This window comes from Mesobacillus maritimus, assembly GCF_044803185.1.
Taxonomy (GTDB): domain Bacteria; phylum Bacillota; class Bacilli; order Bacillales; family Cytobacillaceae; genus Mesobacillus_B; species Mesobacillus_B maritimus_B.
Genome location: NZ_CP085225.1, coordinates 5,364,807 through 5,383,251, shown reverse-complemented (window position 1 = coordinate 5,383,251; position 18,445 = coordinate 5,364,807). Strand labels below are relative to the sequence as shown.

The following is an 18,445-nucleotide window of genomic DNA, read 5'->3' as shown; positions in this document are numbered from 1 at the left end:
AAATAGATTTGATTGCCCTTTTGCTTTGTAGTGAAAGGGCCATTTTTTTTGTAAACATGGATAGCGATATTAGCTTTTTCGATACTCCGGGACATGGTGCCTGTCCCCTGTGTCCCTCCAGTGGAAATTAGCTAGGACACTCCTATTTGATCACCAAAAGCAATAAGGTTTGAGAAAAGCGCCAAAGGAAAAGACGGTTCTGAGAAAGAACCGTCTAAATGTTGGCTTATTTCTTTGTATCGTAACTAACGTTAGCAACTAAGGTCTTTCCTGTGGTTGTCCAGTTGACTTTTACCCCAAGCAGATCATCAATAACGGAAATTGGGGCGTGGAGCTCATCGTTGATGACAATTGGAATGGCGTCAAGCTGCAGTTCCTTTCCGTCAACTGTATAGATAATGGACTTCTCAACGAATGTTGTTTTTTGAGCTCCAGTTGTTGCAGTAACATTGACAGCACCTTTTTTATTGTTGGTTTTCGTTTTGCCTCCTAAGCTCTCAATTAGGGAATCAATCGAGACAAAGAAATCATCGTTTGCTAGTTTAGAATCAATTTTATTTCCATCGACATATACATCCAATTCTAGATTATCAATGAAATGCCTTTTTTCAATTAATGCATGAATCCCTTTCGTTTTATCCACGACTTGGGACACTTCATAATCGGTTGCAGCACTCATATAGGCCATGGCCGTTGCCCGATCCATTCCAAGCTTTTCATTTAAAAAGCCTACAGCTTCACGGACGCTTTCTTTCATCGCTTCATCTAAATCCTCATCAAGGCCGATTGGAATCCAGTAATCTTCTGTTTCGGCAAATGGCTGAGTAAACTCACCGTTGTTCGGAAGGGAAGGGTCATCCTGCTTTAATACCGTTAAACGGAAGGTACCACGTAAAGATGCTTCCCAAGCCGTTAAGGCAACTTCGCCATCCCCCTGTGAAAAGTGAGGGTCTCCAGTGAAGAAGAGCGCATCTTTCACTTGGACTGGCAGGTATAAAGTGGATCCAACGCCTAGTTCATTGATATCAATATTGCCTCCAGTTTCAATAGGAGGAACAGAACTAAGCTTGTCGCTTGTATTTGGAGCGACCCCCATCATTCCCATAAAAGGCTTTACAGGGAAGCGTACCTCTCCGCCTGTTTCAATTGGTAATACCCCGTAGTATTTTCCATTGATCTCTTCTAATGGGGTAAACCTCGAGACGTTGTTGTAAAGCTCAGGATGTTCAGCACTAGCCCCTTCTTGGCGACCTTCGTTTTCGGGGAATTCACCTGGAAGTGCTCCTTTATAGTGGCGGTTCGAAATAACGCCATATGGGACCCTTGGTGCTAAGGATAAAACCTCTACCTTTAACACATCACCAGGTTCCGCGCCTTCCACTGCAACCGGGCCTGTAACGATATGGGGGCCATGGGCATCAAAATCATGTTCGATATCAGAGCCAGTTATTTCAATCGCCTCTTCTAAAATTTGGTCCTCGCTTATCCCATGTTGACTAAAGAATTCCACTGGATTACGTCCTTGGTCTTCAAGAATTCCTTCATGTGATAGTGTATCAACGGTGATGGTGCTTCCTGAAGGGATGCTCATAATCGGCTTGCTATCACGGTTTGGCAGATGCCCCCATTGCATGGTTTCCACAGACGTTGGAAGATAGTATTTTCCTTCTACCTTATCTGCTGTTGTGGTTTGAAGAATCTTAAAGGACTCATCCTTTTGAGTCTTCGCCCCGCTCGTTGGGTTGTTCAATACTAGTGTTGCGGATAGTAAAGTAGCTGCAGTTACCCCGATGAAACCGATTGTTTTTAATTTCTTTCTATTCCCCATGGTCATCTCCTCTTTCTTCCCTATGTAGTTTATTTTCTGTATTAAAGGTAACAAAGGATGGGGGAGGTATTCTATAAGTGTGTGAGGTTTCCTTACATAAATATACAGGGGAAGACATGGGGACGGTTCTCTAGTCCCATCCTGAAGGCTGGTGCTCGTGAGAGCAATCCCTAAAATTAACATATAACTATATGGATAGGATTGCGCATTGTTTTCCAAAACAGGAGGTAAGTTAAATGGATGCAATTTTATTTGAGAGGTTTGGATACATAAGTAGATACGATGAAAGGCCCGGCAAGAAAAGCGCTTGCCGGACCTTTCACGGTTATGGTGCCAGTCACCACCCGAGTTTTGTCGAGACTTGTAGAATGCTAGGGTCGCTGAAACACAAAAAGAAAAATATCCCTTAAGCATTACGCAACTTTAAACCTAAAGTTATAATATGAAAAAAATTTTTGAAGAAGTAGAAGAACAACCCTTTTCTAATTTAAGGTGCTCGCTTGCAATTAAGCAATTCCTTCTCTTTTGATAAGCTCGTTATAATGTTCTAATTGCTCTTGTAGAATGGTTATATAATTCATCATGGCGACTCTAGCTATAGCAGGATAATAACGACTATTAAGCTCCAGTTCGCATTCCTCTAAATCCATCTTTTTTATGGCAATAAACTTATTCAATTCCTCTTTGCTCACAGTTAACCCTCCTTTTTTATCAAATTACATCTCTCCTATATTCCAAAACTATTAACTATAGTTCAAGCATGGACAACATTTTCATAGCTTATACAAAAAGTTTTATCTCTTTATTCGTGCCTGGTATATTAGATCGGTTCCGATGCCTGGGTTGAGTTTTGTCGAGATTTATAGAATGAGGGATAGCTATTAACGATTTAGATATTAAATATAGAGGTGATAAATATATAGCAATTGTAACAGTGAGATCTGCTGTAAATATTTCGAACACAGAGAGGCTTATAAAACTTGAAAAAATAGTGGACAAAGACCTCGTTCTCGGAAACAGGGGGCCGGTTAAATTGGTGATATTAGGTGAATGCGAGTCCCGTCCCCATGTTTTACCTATTATTAAAGCACCAGTTAAAATTGATCAAAATTTCTTTTTACTTTCAATAGTGTATTGTAATGCATATAACAAAGGAGCTTTGTAAAAGAAATAAAGGAAAAAATTGAAATTATTGAATCGAACTAATTTAGCCACTTTTAATTTTTCCATTAACTTAATTAAAATAAAAGCGAAGAAAGCATTAACGGTGGCATTAAGTAATATAAACTGTTTGAAATTCCCATATGTCCACTTTAATATCCACATTGAGCCAACAAGAAAAGGACCAATGTTGAAAGGTAACTCCCCTGTAATATATGAGCTTGGTTTATTAAAAAAAGTCCACCATTTTCGTTTTTTTCCAACTTGAACAGTAAATGCTTCTAACAAAACAATAAGAACGGATGCTGGGAGAAATCTTTTTATATTACGTTTTCCGAAAAAAGATAAGGATAACCAAGAGAGTAAAACGATTGCAATATTAATTAACCACTGATTTTTCAATGACATATTATTTTTTATACTCCTTTTTTTCTTATATTTTCCCTAACTGTTTTTAATATTCAACTTTGGTAAATTTATGTTGCTTTTAAACAAACCTGACCGTATGCTTAACAGCATTCCCACGGCCTGAATCTGGTGCCTGTGTAACCACCCGGTAATGGACAGACCCGTTCGGGGCTTATGATATTCTTTAAGTTAGGCTCTTTTCTCAAACTTTGTTGCTCTTGGATACAAATTCGGTTGAATTAAGCTTTGTTTCCCTTCAAAGTACCCTTTTATTAATGAGAAAAGAGCGCGCAAACTTCTTATCACGTACCAAATAGCTTATCTTGCGTTAAAATCGGCTTTAGGTAGTAAAAATCGGCTTTAAGATTTTTACAATTTTAACAACAATCTTTACGAAAACAGCCTTAAGTTATATCTGCTTTGTGCTTGTATTTTATTTGAATTTTGTGACAGAAAATTATAAACTATCAGTAAATGGGGATGAGAGTAGGTAGAACATGAAACGAATCGATATGATAGAGTATGACCAGGCCGAACCCGCGGTGAAAGCATCCTTAGATTTCATTCAGGAGGCCTCCGGCGGACATGTGATGAATGTTTTCAAGGTGTTAGGCAATCAGCCGAATGTTTTAGAAGGAATCTCAAATCTTCTATTTGGGGTCTATCGGTCCGGAGAGGTAGATATTCAATTAACCGAACTAGCCTATCTTTACACTTCGACCTTGTACAAGTGTCATTATTGAGTTCCGACCCATATTATGCTCGGTCGGGGCATTGGACTATCTAAAGAAAAAGTGGAACAACTCCGTTATTGGAGAGAAAGTACGGTTTATACGGATTTAGAACGTCTGGTACTTGAATACACAGAGCAGTTGGCTACCGATGTTCGCATTGACGATGAAATGTATGCTCGACTACAAGAGCATTTTACTCCAAGGCAAATACTTGTCCTTTGTACAACCGTTGGTGTGGCCGGTATGATCAACCGGATTCATGGTACCTTCAAAACTGAATTAGAAGAATTCACCTCCTCAAGGCAGAAAGTGCAGGAAAGCCTGGACAAGCTGTTAGAGAAATAGGTTTCGAGGACCTGGGGACGGTTCTCATGTCCCATTCTGGGGTTGTGGTGCCGGTGTCATCCCCTGTGATTGGTACATTTAGTAAAGGTTTTGTATGTATATAGCAGACAGGCAATTTCCTCTTACTAAATGGGGAGTGTCTGTCTGCTTTTGTAAAATTGGTATGTTATTGCTTATCAGTAATCTTACGTCTTTTCTCTGGATCGAGTACAACGGTGAAGGGTCTTGTGGCAATTCCGATGGTGATTTTTTCTAGTTGTTCGGCGTTTTGTAGCTTTGTGTTGAATGATGATAGTTTGATAGGAACGGTGAGTGTGGAGTCGTTGTTGAATAGGATGATTGTTTTTCGATTGAAGCCTGTTGTTCTCTTAATCTGATGAGGGTTTAACCAGATAGTTTCTTCGTGTTTGTAGGATCGTGTTGGGAATAAGACGATTCGATGGATTGGGTTGATCATAATGGGGCACATATGGATATTACCAAGAAGCCATTTGGAGGTCTCTAGTGCTCCTCTTAAATCAAACCCAATGGCTCGAATGCTATCATTTATCACTTCTAATGGGGATTTGTCCACAATGAAGGTTCGAGTGGTTTCGGTGATATGGGTGCATAACTTACCGTTGCGATCATAATAGGCCATCATGTACTGGAACTGCGGAGTGATGATATAATCGTTCTCAATAAACAAATGGGTTGGCTCCTTTGTGTAGGGGATTGTCATGTGATTGACTGAACAATTTACTGTAAACGCTGTCATTATTTTGAAAAATAGTTGAGAATAAGTCTCCATTGAATAAAGGTGGATTTGATGATATATGTGCTGGTAGATGCAAACAAAAGTGGAGGGTTTCTAACCCTGCTGGTAGATGAATGGACGCGAATTATTCCTTTTCTTCAGGATCTACAAACCTTATCACTTCATTTGCATCGGTAATATCAAGGGCTCCAGCAATTTTTCCTAGATGAGTAAGGTTAATATTTTGCCTTTTTTGATTAGCCAACTCCACAAGGGCAGCATGCCGTATGTCCGTTAATCTACCCAATTCTCTAATAGAACGGATACCACGAGATTCCATTAACTCATATATAAGGATTTGTACATCCTTTTCCAATGTCCTCAACACCCATTCAAATAGACTTATATTCAAAAATTATCATATCGACTCTCTCAAGGTGGTACGCCTATGCGTACCGTTTTAAGTTCAATATGATAAAAAGGTGAAATGAGGTATGGATAATCTAATGCTCGAGTTAAATATATTCATATCTAGTGAATTCAGTATGGAATGAACGGGTTCCCTAGATAAAAAGTATCGAAGTATTTAATAGCGCTGCATAATAAAAACCTAAAGAATGAGTGGCTCTGTAAAATTTTTGACATAGACGGGGACGGTTTGTCCTCCTCCTGGTGACCTACTTGGATCTTATCGGGAGATATAGAGCTGTTGATTGCTATAACCCTGAGTCCGCACAGGGGGACAGCAGATAAATAGCATAATAGGACTTCTTGTGTTGTCGTTTAAAAACGCTTTATGCTACCGCCAAAATGCCAAGTGTAACCCCACTCTAGATAGATTTTTGGCATGATTGGTGTAAAAGGCTAGTTGTTGTTGTTGTTTTTCTTTTTTATTTTCTTTTTCTTTTTCTTTTTGCCCCCGTATCGTAGCACGGCACGTGAACGTATCGTGTTTAAATACTTCTTTTCTTATCGCTCACGGCAAAAAATCCTCCCTACTTGGTTACAAAATGATTCAAATAGGCTACTAGTTCACGACTTATCGGAGTAGAGAGAGTCCCTTAACTTCTTTTCATTTTGTTGAAAAAGGCAAAAGACTGTGTCTGTGAGTTCCATTGAGACTTTGACCTATCCAATAGCTTATGAGTGTAACCAATTGCCAAACAGCTCATGAATATGTCTCCCTAGCTTTTTATTAAGAATGCCATAGTAATAGGCAAAGTGGTTTTTTACTGAGGTTGACGATTTTATTTTAGAAATCAGCTGTTTAAAAGAGTGAATGGCTATTTCAAGGGTCGTACCGGAATCAAGGGTAAATCTTGATCGACTGGTGGCGATGATGGTCATTTTCCAATACTCCTCAATGGTCTTGGCATTAGGAAAAAAGTATTTCACTAAATCAATAAAAGGTTTTGGAACTCGATTGCTAGTGAAGGTATCATCCAGACTGGTTTCTTTACGTTCTTTTATATCTTTATTGGTTGTTTTAGAAGGAATACTAGCTTTATATTGGTGGTTCATTTGTTTGGCTTTAGGTGGTTCACTTTGAGGAAAGCGATTGAACACATAGAGATTGCTAGACTGTGATCCATTCTTTCGTTCCGTTTCATGAACTGTTAAAATGCCCAGAGCTGTGGACTTGATAATCATTCTTTTGAAGGTAGAACGAGAAATGCCATTGCCGTTGTATTCCTCATGAATCGCTTTAAGCATCGTGCCAATCTTAGCATTGCTTACGCCAGGAAGTTTCGCAGAAAAACGAACCAAACGCTTCAACGCCACAAGCTCCCCCTTTGAAAACTCATTCTTTACCTTCGACATCCACAACTCAAAATGAGTGTTAAACTCCTTCAAACTACCAAACTGCGAATACCCCACAAACTGATCAATGCTCCCTATTTTTAAATTCATACAAATGCACCACCCTTTTACTATCTAAATAGAAAGGAAGTGCGAATATGGACAGGGGGAGAGGGGAGAGGATGTTACAGTTTTGTGAAAGGTTAAGATTACGCTATTTTTAAATTTGTCACAAATCACCTGTACTTTTTGGAGGATTTTATATAAAGAGTGGAACGTATTAGCAGCCGAGATTGTGGAAGAAAATGATAACGGGAAGAAAAAATTTCATGTTATATGTCCTTACATAACCTAAGACAACCTTTCTCTCTAACTATTAATATTAAATTGTTCGATTAATTAGTAGAGGAGATGGATGGGGCTTGAGGAATGAAAATGAGAGAAGAATGATTAAGAAGATAGTGATAAATTCACTTCTAGTTTTAGTCATCATGCTTTTACCAACAATGGCTTTTGCAAATGGAAACGCTGCAAACGCATTGTCCAAAAACATGAAAGCATCTGAGGCTGTTTCAAAAAATTCTAATGCTGCATTAGCAACGGAGATTGGTACTTTTGATCTTGAGGAAACAACCATTGGGGAGATTCAGAAGGCCTTACAAACAAACAAAATTACTTCCGTAGAGTTAATTCAGATGTATCTAGATCGCATTGAAGCTTATGACCAAAATGGACCGAGAATCAACTCGATTTTAACGATCAATCCAGATGCGCTAACGATTGCTGCTGAAATGGACAAAATTCGTGGGAAAGGAAATCAAGGTCCCCTCCATGGGATTCCGGTTATTTTAAAAGACAATATTGAATCCAAAGATGACATGCCCACGACAGCTGGAGCGATTGCTCTAGAAAACAATTATTCCGAAGAAGATTCATGGGTAGCGAAAAAGCTACGTGACGCTGGTGCGATTATTTTAGGAAAAGCCAATATGAGTGAGTGGGCATACTTTATGACTCGTGGGGCTCCTAGTGGGTATAGCGGTCTAGGTGGACAGGTGCTACATCCATATGGTCCTGATACCTTCGCTGCGGGTAGCGTCGGTGGGTCAAGTTCTGGGTCAGGAGCAGGTATTGCTTCTAACTTTGCTGTCGTTGGGATTGGAACCGAAACTTCAGGTTCGATTCTTAGCCCTTCAAGTGCCAATTCTTTGGTTGGGATTAAACCGACAGTTGGCTTAGTTAGTCGTTCTGGGATTATCCCTCTTGCCATGAGTCAGGATACAGCTGGTCCTATGACAAGAACTGTTTCAGATGCAGCGATTACTTTGGGTGTGTTAACAGGCGTTGACCCAAAAGATTCTGTTACTAGCGAGAGTGCAGGAAAAGCATTGACCGATTACACAAAACATCTTAAAAAGGATGGCTTAAAAGGTGCTAGAATTGGGATTGATTACAGTTTCCTGACAGGTAGTTCTGACGCAGCACAAGAACAAAGAAGAATCGTAGAAGAAGCGATTGAAGTGATGAAGGAGCAAGGAGCAATTATCGAAGAGGTAACGATACCAAGGTATCAATATACATCAAATGTGCTATTTTACGAGTTTAAACACAATTTGAATGACTATTTAAAAACAGTTTCTGATGAAGTTCCAGTGAAGTCTCTGGCAGACATTATCGAATTTAACAAACAGGACCCAGAAGTTCGAATGAAGTACGGACAAACCTACTTAGAAAACTCACAGAATTTCAGCGAAAGCCTCAATGATCCAGAATATTTGAAGCAACGTGCAGACGATCTTAAGTATTCAAGAGAATTAGGTATTAATAAGGTGATGAAGGAAAACAACCTTGATGCATTACTTTTTGCGAACAACCGTGGTGCGGGAATCCCTGCCAAAGCTGGATATCCATCAATAACCGTTCCGGCTGGCTATAGCAACATTGGAATGCCTGTCGGCGTTACCTTCTCCGGTATGGCTTATAGCGAACCTCGCTTAATCGAATTAGCCTATTCATATGAGCAACATTCTCAAAAACGGGTGGCTCCTGTTTTCAAGTAATAAAAGAATTTCATGAAAAAACGAGCTCTAAGGGCTCGTTTTTTCTATGGAACGGTGCCTGTCAACACCCGGGGAAGGACAGGGGGACAGGTACATTGTCTTACGTTTTAGAAGCCGTTGCGTATGATGATTCTATTATTTCGGAAAAGCAAACGGTGATATAGCATCGAGATTGGTTTTGATATTCCTTAGCGGTGAGACGGTTTGGAACCTATTGTATTAAGAGGAAATAGTTCAAACGTTTGATTAGTGGGTTAAAAGATTGGAACAAAAAGTTATTTCGTGCGAGAGGGACAGTATATATCCCTGTGTCCCATTAGTTTTGTGAAATGGAAAGGGACACGGCTACACCCGTGTCCTTCAAGCCCGTTCTCTCATTCGCTCGGGCAGGACAAGGGGACAGGCACCGTGTCACAGTCTCCCTCGTTGTGTTAGGAACTCTTAGACTTATTATGATATCTTGTTAAGTAGAAACCAAAAGGTTGGATTATTTTCCGTTAGACAAATCATTTATTTGAGGGTTATCCTGTATAGTGCTTATTAAATTTAATCAAAGCATCCTGTAATCCAGAGGAGATGATGAACGTTTCAATGTTACGTACCATACGAAAAATGTATCAGTTTTTTGTAGATAGACCGATTAAGGTAGGGACGGTTTTGAATGATCGCTACGAGGTTTTGAGTGTGATAGGAACTGGAAGCTATGGCCTTGTTTATCTTTGCATAGAGTTGAAAACAAAGGAGAAAAGAGTCATCAAGCAGCTTCGGCCAAGTAAGCGCCGTAATAAAAAGGAGCTTATGCTATTTGAAAATGAAATCTTAGTAATGCGTATGCTTAACCATAAAAATCTGCCGATGTTATATGAGGCTTTTTCACGTAACGGACATTTTTTTTATGTCATGAGTTTTATTGAAGGGGATAATCTAGAAGATCAGATTTTTTTTAGGAAAACAACGTTTAACGAGAAAGAGTCTCTACTAGTTTTGACTCTCCTGCTTGATTTAGTAGAGGACCTACATAAAAAAGGCATTTACCATCAAGATTTACGTATTCCAAACATGTTACTAAAAAACGAGGAGCTTTTCTTGATTGACTTTGGTTTGTCCAAGCATCGAGGAACAGTTGACTCCTCTCACTCTTCATTTCATTCTTCACCGAACAATCAAAAGGATATCCTAGTGATGAAACAACAGGACTACTATGATTTAGGAGAAATCCTTTTATATTTGCTTTATACAACGTACTCTCCCAAAAACAAAAAAGCCCTTCCTTGGACAGAAGAACTTTCTTTAGAAAAGGAAACGGTTCATTTGTTGAAAAGACTCCTAGGAATTAACGAACCTTATTCAACTACTAGTGAAATTTCAACCGATCTTCATGCCGCGCTTAAAGCGAAAGAAACATACATGAACCGGAGAATGGAAGATTAGCTACTGCTCCGGCCCTTTCGTTTGTAGTAGCTACTTCCACTCATCGGAGATCGTTTATACCCTCGATTGCTGCTACTACTCCCTCGGTGATAATGACTTTTTCTTCGGTCACTGCTACTTCCTCGGCGATAATGGTTATGTCTACGTTCGCTGCTGCCTTGGGAAAGTTGCTTAATTTGTTTCAAGATTTTTTTAAACATATTTTACCTCTTTTCTTTTTTGAGTGGTTGTAAGTTTTTTTAAGTCTAACATAGTTGATAGAAAAATCTTAAAAATAAGCATGAAGATAACGTATAAGCCTTCGCTTTGACGTCGGGTCCCAGATCTCCTTGCTTAAAACACCTGTCTCCTACGATATCGAACTGAACTACACAAAATTGATTTATATCGGAAACTTGTTATAATAACTAATAACTATTCAAGACCTATAGGGTATATGAATTCTATGACTGTTGGCTGTTTAACATTACATGATTCGTATTTTAACTATACATAATCCTCCAAAGGGGAGTACCTTTAATAACAAAGTCGTCATGCTGGGATGAGAGTCTCCGGCTTTACCACTATTCAGCAATTCGGGCACTATTCCAAAGTAATGATAAAAGTCCAATTTCTTAAATTTAATGTTGAGAAATTGGACTTTTTATATTTTTCACTTCTTCGTAAGCGAACCCTTCTCCCTATTGCGCGAGTTGTTAAGACCTTCCCAAACAAAGGAAGGAGAGATGAAACTGAAAACAGTTTACGAAACCTTGAGAATCAAACAAGTAATCAAAGAGGTGGGAATCTAGTTTTCTATGGTAGTTTGATTCAAAATAGGGGATTACATCAAGTATACCTACTATTATTAAAGGAATGCTCATGACTGAATGAACATAAAGAAATAAACTGAAAGCCTTACTGCTTAGTAAATGAAAAGTTTTGGGTGTATAGGTACTAGTTTAAGGAGGATTGGTATATTTTATAACTAATTTAATCAAGATAAGCTAAGAGGGATGATCCTATTAGGTAGATTTCTTTTGAAAATAAATAATAATAAGGTGATTTAATGGAATTTATGGAGTATAAAGGTGAATGGTATGTCTGGACCTTAGTGATAGTATCGATATTATTTGTATTAATCATGCCTAAAAAAAATTTAACAGGGGTAGGCATATTTATTACTTTTGTTTTTTCCGCGGGATTGACTTGGACTTTTGATACTATTTCAATGTCCATATTTGACTTATTTGATCTAGCAAAAAAAATATCCATTGAGTTAAGTGATGCTTTATTAATTGGCTTTGTCCCTGCGAGCATTGCTACAATCTATGTTAATTTTTATAAACCTCAAAAGAAATGGAGTTATGTTTTTGTTTTTACATTTTTGTGTTTTGTCTTAGAATTAGGTTTAGTCCAGTTTGGATATATGAAAAATAACGCTTGGAAAACATGGTATGGAATACCTGTTTATTTTATAATTTTTAAATTTTTCTATCCTTTGTATTTAAAGTTAATTTCAAAGGAACTAGTCAAATTAACTAACTAATCTTTAGGGAGACATGGGGTGCAGTTCATTCTCATGTCCCATTCTTGGGGACATTGGGACCCGAACCTAATCAGGAAATTTCCATAACCAGCTGTAAAACTATGGAAATGTATGTGCTCCTTTATTTTTGTGGGACGGAAGAACCGTCCCTGTGTCCTGTGTCACCACCTGTTGTAAAGCAAAATTGGTTGATATTGAAGCAACTTGAAAGGTTGAATAACAGAGATGAAAGCACTCAATTACTTTGGTGCTTTTTATTATGTGTATTGGGAACAGCACAGCGGCAATAGGCCTGGGCACAAGGAAAAAAGCCCCGTATAAAATCCCAAATTCATTTTGATTCCTCCCTAGATGTGAGCATTTAACTTTGTAATACAAGGGAACAACATGTGCCTAATTTCTCAACCATAAATGGCGCAGCATTCATGGCTTTGCTTTTTTGTTACCCTATCATCTTATTAAAGACTCAAATGCAAGCAGACTACTTGATTGAGATTTTACAATAATGGTAAAATTTGCTTAACGGGCCCGACTGGCCCGCCCCGCTGGTGGGTTCGGAAGGGACAAAAAACTCATCCAAAGGGGAAATGTGTAATGTTTATTCTATTCACTCAGGCTTTGTTGTTGTTGGTTGTTATTTTGGCACTCCTTGCTTTTGCACTTTATAAGCAAGGAATCTTTGTAGTAAATGTTAGCGTCCAGGAAGGCTACTTCTACAAATTGCTGGAGGTCCTTGCACTGGGAATGATGGCTTCATTATTTATTTGGTTTTTGGTAGAGATGCTAAAGCTCCTCTTGTCTTAGGACTGAGGAGCTGACCCGCTCCCAAGAGCATCGTTCCGTTACAGTTATAATGAAAGGAGGGTGATGGGAAATGGGAAACAAAAGGTTCATTAACGTTCGTTTGCGCGTGTTCAATGTAATTGATTCAACCTAATACGTCCTTCCAGGAGTTTGATGAATAGGTAACGACACGTTCCCCTGCGTGTGAGTACCGTGGATAAGCCACCCTTAACCGGTGGCTTATTTGTTTTAGGAAATGGTCCCTGGTGTCATCACCCGATTTTAGTCGATATTTGAAGAATTATAAATTAATATAACCTGGTTCTTATAACAAGCTCAGGTATCCATTATAAAAGGGAGGGGGAAACTGTTTTTCTGACTTAAAATGGTAATAGCCCAAGCTGGACTATTAATTTTCTGTATACAAGTTTTAAATTCAGTTATATGTTGTCTAGTTCGGCAATTTTCTATAGTAATCTATTAATCTTCGTTGTATCATCTATGCCCTATTCATAAGTAGTTCCTTCCTATCTACACTGAACTAATAATGTGTATGCACCAAAAGTTAGTCGACTGGAGGAAACATTCCTTCATATTTACCATAGCGGTGAATAGACGCTAGAATATCCTTTTTATTGGAGAACTCCATTTCTGTTATTGTTCGACCACTTAATTTCCATATGACAGCTGGCTCTTCATAATTCATACCAGGTTCGCGTGCGTTATATAAATTAATCGTGTAGTAGAAATCGTTTTGGTAATTATAGTTCTCATCTGTTGGGCTAAATTCTCTAATTAAATCACTTAATTTTAAGTAATGAATTAAATCAATCATTTCCATTCTTGGGTCGTAGGTTGGGTCAAGCTCTAGATCTAAAATAAAACCACTAGCATAATCTCTAATAACATTTCCATTTTTAGTATCAAAATTAAACCTATAATCTTTTCTATCATCGGAGACAACCATCTCATTAAATTCAGAAATCGACTCTTTAGAGTATTCATAGTAATAGCGATCAGTACCGAATATCGCTTCTACTGCCTGAATGAAACTCTCTGTCCTTGGTAATGACTCCACATCATGGAAATGATAAGCAATGATTTGTTCCCCATTCTCATCTGTACCTTCAACCGATTTGGTCCCTGGTTCATGTTCATTATTGTCCATTTTTGGGGCGTTTGTTTCCGTTTCGCTAGTTCCACCCTTGGGTTCGGACGAAACATCCTCCTGTACTCTATCCTGTCCACAGGCTACCAAAAGTAAGGTCATGCACCCAATTATCCAAACATTCTTCATTTCCCCGCTCCAATCAATTTTATTTTATAGTTCCACCCGTTGCCTTTTAATTTCTTTTTAAGAAAATTTTAGCATAGAGGTTGTATTAGCACAAAACCTAGGGGGCAAGGGGATTTTTTCACTTGTCTCGTGGTTATTGAAAGACATGTGGGAGACATGGGGAAGGTTCTCGAGTCCCATTCTGAAAATAGGTTTGATAGATTCTTTTTATTTTAATGAGAGTTTTGGATATAAATGTAGATAAGGTGAAAGGCCCGGCAAGAAAACGCTTGCCGGGCCTTTCATCTTTGGGCGGTAATTGTACAATGCTGCCAAGCTTATTGGTTAAGGTTTGTTGTAAAAATGCATTTGGATCTATTTGATGTAACAATCAAGTAGAAATTCGACAGTATTATAGATTGAATGTCAGCAAAAACTCAAAATTCCTTGCGGGACATGGGGACAGGACAGTTCTCATGTCCTATTCGAAGTTGAAATATAGGAGGAGGGAAGTGAGGGAATGGTAGGGACAGACGGAGCTAGATTAAATTAAGAACATTACTTGACCAGCAGTGAACGATTGAAATGATGTTAACTAACCAATCCTTGTGGGCTACATAGAAGGGAATAATTCCTCTACAACAATCTTATAGTGGAAAGGTATGTGTTTCTGTGGGACGAGAATATGAGTGCCAGGCACCATCCAGTGATTTTCCAACTGAGTAGTAATTAACACTTGTAATCTCTCATTTTTAATTTGTTGATTTCTAGGCTTGGCATGAGGGAGGACATGGGGAAGGTTCAGAACCGTCCTTATTCACCTTGTGGAAAAAGTAAGTTTAATTAACTGAATATTCTAATTTAACACAACGACTAGTATACATACTAATAGCTCCACGAAAACCACCTGTACTACAGAAACATCAAAAATAGGAGGGGATTGGAATGTCTGCCATTTGGTTGGCGGTAATTGGTACGGTTGTTTTTATATTAGGGTATCGCTATTATTCAAAGTTTGTCGCAGAGAAGATTTATCGGCTTGACCCGAACTTTGTGACGCCTGCACATGAATTTCGGGATGATATCGATTTTGTTCCGACAAAGAAAATTGTCTTATGGGGCCACCATTTTACATCGGTTGCTGGAGCTGCGCCGATTGTCGGGCCAGCGATTGCTGTCTATTGGGGCTGGCTGCCAGCGCTATTGTGGGTCGTGCTCGGGACGGTGTTTGCCGCCGGGGTTCATGACTTTGGCACACTTGTCTTATCTGTAAGAAACAAAGGTCAGTCTGTTGGAACGCTCGCACATAAGCTTATCGGTAAGCGGGCAAAGGTATTATTTTTATTTATTATTTTGATTCTTGTCTTAATGGTGAATGCCGTCTTTGCCTGGGTGATATCCAATCTATTTGTAAAATTCCCAGCCAGTGTCATTCCAGTTTTTATTCAAATCCCATTGGCAGTTTGGATAGGGTATGCCGTCTATAAAAAGCAGAAGAAAATGCTTATTCCATCACTGATTGCCTTGGCTGTCATGTACCTAGCTGCCATCATCACAAGCCGAGTCCCTGCCTTGCAAATTGACTTGGTCTCTTATTTCGGCGGAGCGGAAGCGATTACATTATTTGGGCTGAATGGTGTGTCCATGGCCTTCTTCGTCTGGATTGTCATTCTCATGGTATATTGTTATATCGCTTCGACCTTGCCAGTATGGAAATTGCTTCAGCCGCGTGACTTTATCAACTCTCACCAACTTGTTGTAGGATTAGGAATTATGTATTTGGGTTTATTGTTTTTAAACCCAGATGTAACCGCACCGGCAATCAATTCGGCCGCGACGGATAAATCTTGGTTCCCATTGCTATTTATTACGATTGCTTGTGGGGCAATCTCCGGTTTCCATGGTCTCGTGTCATCGGGAACATCTTCGAAACAACTGAATAAAGAAACCGATGCCCGGTTTGTCGGCTATCTTGGTGCTGTCGGGGAAGGATTCCTCGCGCTGATTTCGATCATTGCTGTTGTCACCTTGTTTGCAAATGCCGGTGATTTTTCCGCAGCTTACTCAAGCTTTAGTGCCGCAAACGGCGGTGGTTTGGGTCACTTTATTAACGGTGGGGCTAACCTCGCATCGGGAATCGGCATTCCAGCGGATATCGCAATGACAATCATTTCCGTTATCGTCGTCAGCTTTGCCGCCACGACTTTGGATTCGTCGGTCCGGTTAATGCGCTATATCATCACGGAGCTGGCAGATGAGTATAACTTCAAACCACTAACGAAAACACACGCTGCGACTAGTTTTGCGGTTATCGCAAGTGCCGCGTTAGTGTTATTGCCAAAGGGGCCAAACGGATTTGGTTCTGGTGGCTATCTGTTATGGCCATTGTTCGGTACCGCCAACCAGCTGCTTGCAGCCATCAGTTTAATGCTCATTTCAATTTGGCTAAAACGACTTGGTCGGAACTATTTAGTGACGTTTGTGCCGATGGTATTTTTACTCGTCATGACGGTTTGGGCGATGATCCAACAGGTTGTCTTTGAATGGTCCGGTCTCGGGGCGACAGATATGAACTTGCTGCTGTTTGTTTTCGGTGCAATCATTCTCGTGTTTGCACTCTGGATTACGTTGACAGCGATGATGGAATTATCGAAACGAAGTAATCTCAATAAATAAAGGTAAAAGAGGAACCTAGTTGCTACTAGGTTTCCTTTTTCCTTTTATAAAAGTGGGGAAGGGTTATGAACGGAAAATTTAGCTTAAAACAATTGGTTCAGCTTTATGAAGAAATTATCTCGGTCAACCATCGAACCGAAATTGCCCGTGAATTGCGTGATGAAGATGACCTGTTTTTGTTTCTCTGTTTGTCAGAGACATTAGGACTGCCAAACCCGGCGTACTACTACACCTTAGAACTTTATCCATATATGCTTGAAAAATTTCATGAGTGGCATTTGCGCATGGGGATGGAAAAATCGCCATTAACCGGATTTCGTTGTTGCTAACCAGAGGTTAATTTTAGCGATAGTAAAGGAGCGCTGATAATGATAGACCAGAAAAATGTACTATTCGTCGGTGGAAAAGGTGGTGTCGGGAAGTCCACGAGTGCGGCCGCAATTGCCCTAACGTTAGCCCAGAACAGCAAGAAAACATTGCTAGTTTCAACCGACCCTGCTCATAATGTTGGCGATCTTTTTCACCAGCCTTTAAAAAATAAAGCAGTTGAAGTGCGCCCAAATTTGGATGCAATTGAAATTGATCCTTCGCTCGAGTCAAGGAACTATATTGAAAGGGTCAAAGAAAACATTAAAGGGGTCGTAAGCGCGCAAATGCAGCAAGAAGTGAACCGGCAAATTGAAGCCGCCAGCTCTTCTCCAGGTGCAGAGGAAGCGGCAATGTTTGACCGTATTGTTTCGCTGATTCTTGATGAACGTGAGCGTTATGATTGCATTGTTTTTGATACAGCCCCGACCGGCCATACACTTCGGCTATTAACACTTCCAGAAATTATGGGCGTTTGGATTGATGGGATGCTTGAAAGACGGAAGAAACGCAATGAAAACTATACCCAGTTGTTGAACGATGGCGAGCCGGTTGATGATCCGATTTATCAAGTTCTGCAAACTCGGAAGACAAGGTTTGCCGCCGTTCGAAAAATTTTGTTAGACCAAAAGCAGACAGGCTTTATCTTTGTCCTCAATCCCGAACGGCTTCCAATCATCGAAACATCAAAGGCAATCGACATGCTGAAGAAACACGAGTTAGCTGTCGATACTCTAATTATCAATAAAGTTCTTTCTGACGAAGTCGATGGGGTGTTTTGGCAGAAACGTAAAGAAAACGAAAAAGAATACTTAGCTTGGATTGAACAGAAGTTTCCGTCCCAACAAAAACATTACATCCCATTATTTCCAACCGATATCCACTCCGTTCAACTACTTGAGCAATACGCACAGTATTTATGAGGGACAAGGGGACAGGCACCGTGTCCCAGTGAAGCACGGCAAAGGGACATGGGGACGGTTCTCAGGAGTGTGGTGCCTGTCACCACCCGAGTTTTGTCGAAGATTGAGAGTATTGTAGAGTGGAGGAAAGCGTTGAAAGAGGAGTGGTTATGGTGCCTGTCATCACCCGAGTTTTGTAGGAATTGTAGATTGATAACAGAAGGCAGAAGGGGAGTCCCTCGAAGGATCTCTTCTGTCCTTCACTTTTCTTTTCTTAAAAAATCTTTAGTGTTTGAAGAAAACACCATCTGGAAGGGAGAAGTATATAACTTTAACCTATAACCCTAATACCGGAGTATATGAAGGAAGCTACAATATTAGACAATATGCTGAAGTTGGGACTTGGAAACT

The 18,445-nt window shown here is 39.7% G+C and carries 16 protein-coding genes; 9 read left to right on the top strand and 7 right to left on the bottom strand.

Going from position 1 to position 18,445, the window contains the following annotated elements; all coding sequences use genetic code 11:
* Positions 1-226: 226 nt before the first annotated feature.
* From LG336_RS25885 to LG336_RS25875, 3 genes are all read right to left on the bottom strand, one after another.
* Positions 227-1,828, bottom strand: coding sequence for an acetamidase/formamidase family protein (locus tag LG336_RS25885; protein ID WP_404330348.1), 1,602 nt, complete (start codon positions 1,826-1,828; stop codon positions 227-229).
* A 506-nt stretch (positions 1,829-2,334) separates the two neighbouring features.
* Complete coding sequence (locus LG336_RS25880; protein WP_404330347.1) at positions 2,335-2,520, bottom strand: hypothetical protein; 186 nt, start codon at positions 2,518-2,520, stop codon at positions 2,335-2,337.
* 412 nt (positions 2,521-2,932) lie between these two features.
* Positions 2,933-3,397, bottom strand: coding sequence for a hypothetical protein (locus LG336_RS25875; RefSeq protein ID WP_404330346.1), 465 nt, complete (start codon positions 3,395-3,397; stop codon positions 2,933-2,935).
* A 497-nt stretch (positions 3,398-3,894) separates the two neighbouring features.
* Between LG336_RS25875 and LG336_RS25870 the strand changes: the two genes are divergently transcribed.
* Both LG336_RS25870 and LG336_RS25865 read left to right on the top strand, forming a co-directional pair.
* Positions 3,895-4,140, top strand: coding sequence for a hypothetical protein (locus LG336_RS25870; RefSeq protein WP_404330345.1), 246 nt, complete (start codon positions 3,895-3,897; stop codon positions 4,138-4,140).
* Positions 4,141-4,155: 15 nt separating this feature from the next.
* Entirely contained in the window at positions 4,156-4,476 is a 321-nt protein-coding gene (locus LG336_RS25865; protein ID WP_404330344.1) for a carboxymuconolactone decarboxylase family protein, read from the top strand.
* Between the two features lie 166 nt (positions 4,477-4,642).
* Here the strand turns inward: LG336_RS25865 and LG336_RS25860 are convergent, their stop codons facing one another.
* The 3 genes from LG336_RS25860 to LG336_RS25850 all read right to left on the bottom strand — a co-directional run bounded on the left by LG336_RS25860 (position 4,643) and on the right by LG336_RS25850 (position 7,123).
* A complete protein-coding gene (locus LG336_RS25860) occupies positions 4,643-5,164 on the bottom strand; it encodes a competence protein ComK (RefSeq protein ID WP_404330343.1) in 522 nt (173 codons plus the stop codon).
* Between the two features lie 193 nt (positions 5,165-5,357).
* The gene (locus tag LG336_RS25855; RefSeq protein ID WP_404330342.1) at positions 5,358-5,588 is read right to left on the bottom strand and encodes a helix-turn-helix domain-containing protein; all 231 of its coding nucleotides are present in this window, start codon (positions 5,586-5,588) and stop codon (positions 5,358-5,360) included.
* A 764-nt stretch (positions 5,589-6,352) separates the two neighbouring features.
* Complete coding sequence (locus LG336_RS25850) at positions 6,353-7,123, bottom strand: hypothetical protein (protein ID WP_404330341.1); 771 nt, start codon at positions 7,121-7,123, stop codon at positions 6,353-6,355.
* Between the two features lie 440 nt (positions 7,124-7,563).
* Between LG336_RS25850 and LG336_RS25845 the strand changes: the two genes are divergently transcribed.
* From LG336_RS25845 to LG336_RS25830, 4 genes are all read left to right on the top strand, one after another.
* Positions 7,564-9,072, top strand: a complete 1,509-nt coding sequence (locus LG336_RS25845; protein WP_404333288.1) for an amidase family protein — start codon at positions 7,564-7,566, stop codon at positions 9,070-9,072.
* 591 nt (positions 9,073-9,663) lie between these two features.
* Positions 9,664-10,503 (top strand): protein kinase, encoded by an 840-nt coding sequence (locus tag LG336_RS25840; RefSeq protein WP_404330340.1) that lies wholly within the window; start codon positions 9,664-9,666, stop codon positions 10,501-10,503.
* Between the two features lie 1,048 nt (positions 10,504-11,551).
* Positions 11,552-12,031, top strand: coding sequence for a hypothetical protein (locus LG336_RS25835; protein WP_404330339.1), 480 nt, complete (start codon positions 11,552-11,554; stop codon positions 12,029-12,031).
* 594 nt (positions 12,032-12,625) lie between these two features.
* Positions 12,626-12,835: a hypothetical protein gene (locus tag LG336_RS25830; RefSeq protein ID WP_404330338.1), complete on the top strand. Its 210-nt coding sequence runs from the start codon at positions 12,626-12,628 to the stop codon at positions 12,833-12,835.
* A gap of 544 nt (positions 12,836-13,379) precedes the next feature.
* Here the strand turns inward: LG336_RS25830 and LG336_RS25825 are convergent.
* Positions 13,380-14,111 (bottom strand): hypothetical protein, encoded by a 732-nt coding sequence (locus LG336_RS25825; RefSeq protein WP_404330337.1) that lies wholly within the window; start codon positions 14,109-14,111, stop codon positions 13,380-13,382.
* 924 nt (positions 14,112-15,035) lie between these two features.
* Here LG336_RS25825 and LG336_RS25820 point away from each other — a divergent pair.
* The 3 genes from LG336_RS25820 (at position 15,036) to LG336_RS25810 (ending at position 18,055) form a co-directional block, all read left to right on the top strand.
* Positions 15,036-16,766 carry a carbon starvation protein A gene (locus LG336_RS25820; RefSeq protein WP_404330336.1) on the top strand — a complete coding sequence of 577 codons (1,731 nt, stop codon included), beginning with the start codon at positions 15,036-15,038 and terminating at the stop codon, positions 16,764-16,766.
* Positions 16,767-16,831: 65 nt separating this feature from the next.
* Positions 16,832-17,095, top strand: coding sequence for a cory-CC-star protein (locus LG336_RS25815; RefSeq protein ID WP_404330335.1), 264 nt, complete (start codon positions 16,832-16,834; stop codon positions 17,093-17,095).
* Positions 17,096-17,131: 36 nt separating this feature from the next.
* Positions 17,132-18,055 carry an ArsA family ATPase gene (locus LG336_RS25810; protein WP_404333287.1) on the top strand — a complete coding sequence of 308 codons (924 nt, stop codon included), beginning with the start codon at positions 17,132-17,134 and terminating at the stop codon, positions 18,053-18,055.
* Positions 18,056-18,445: the final 390 nt, after the last annotated feature.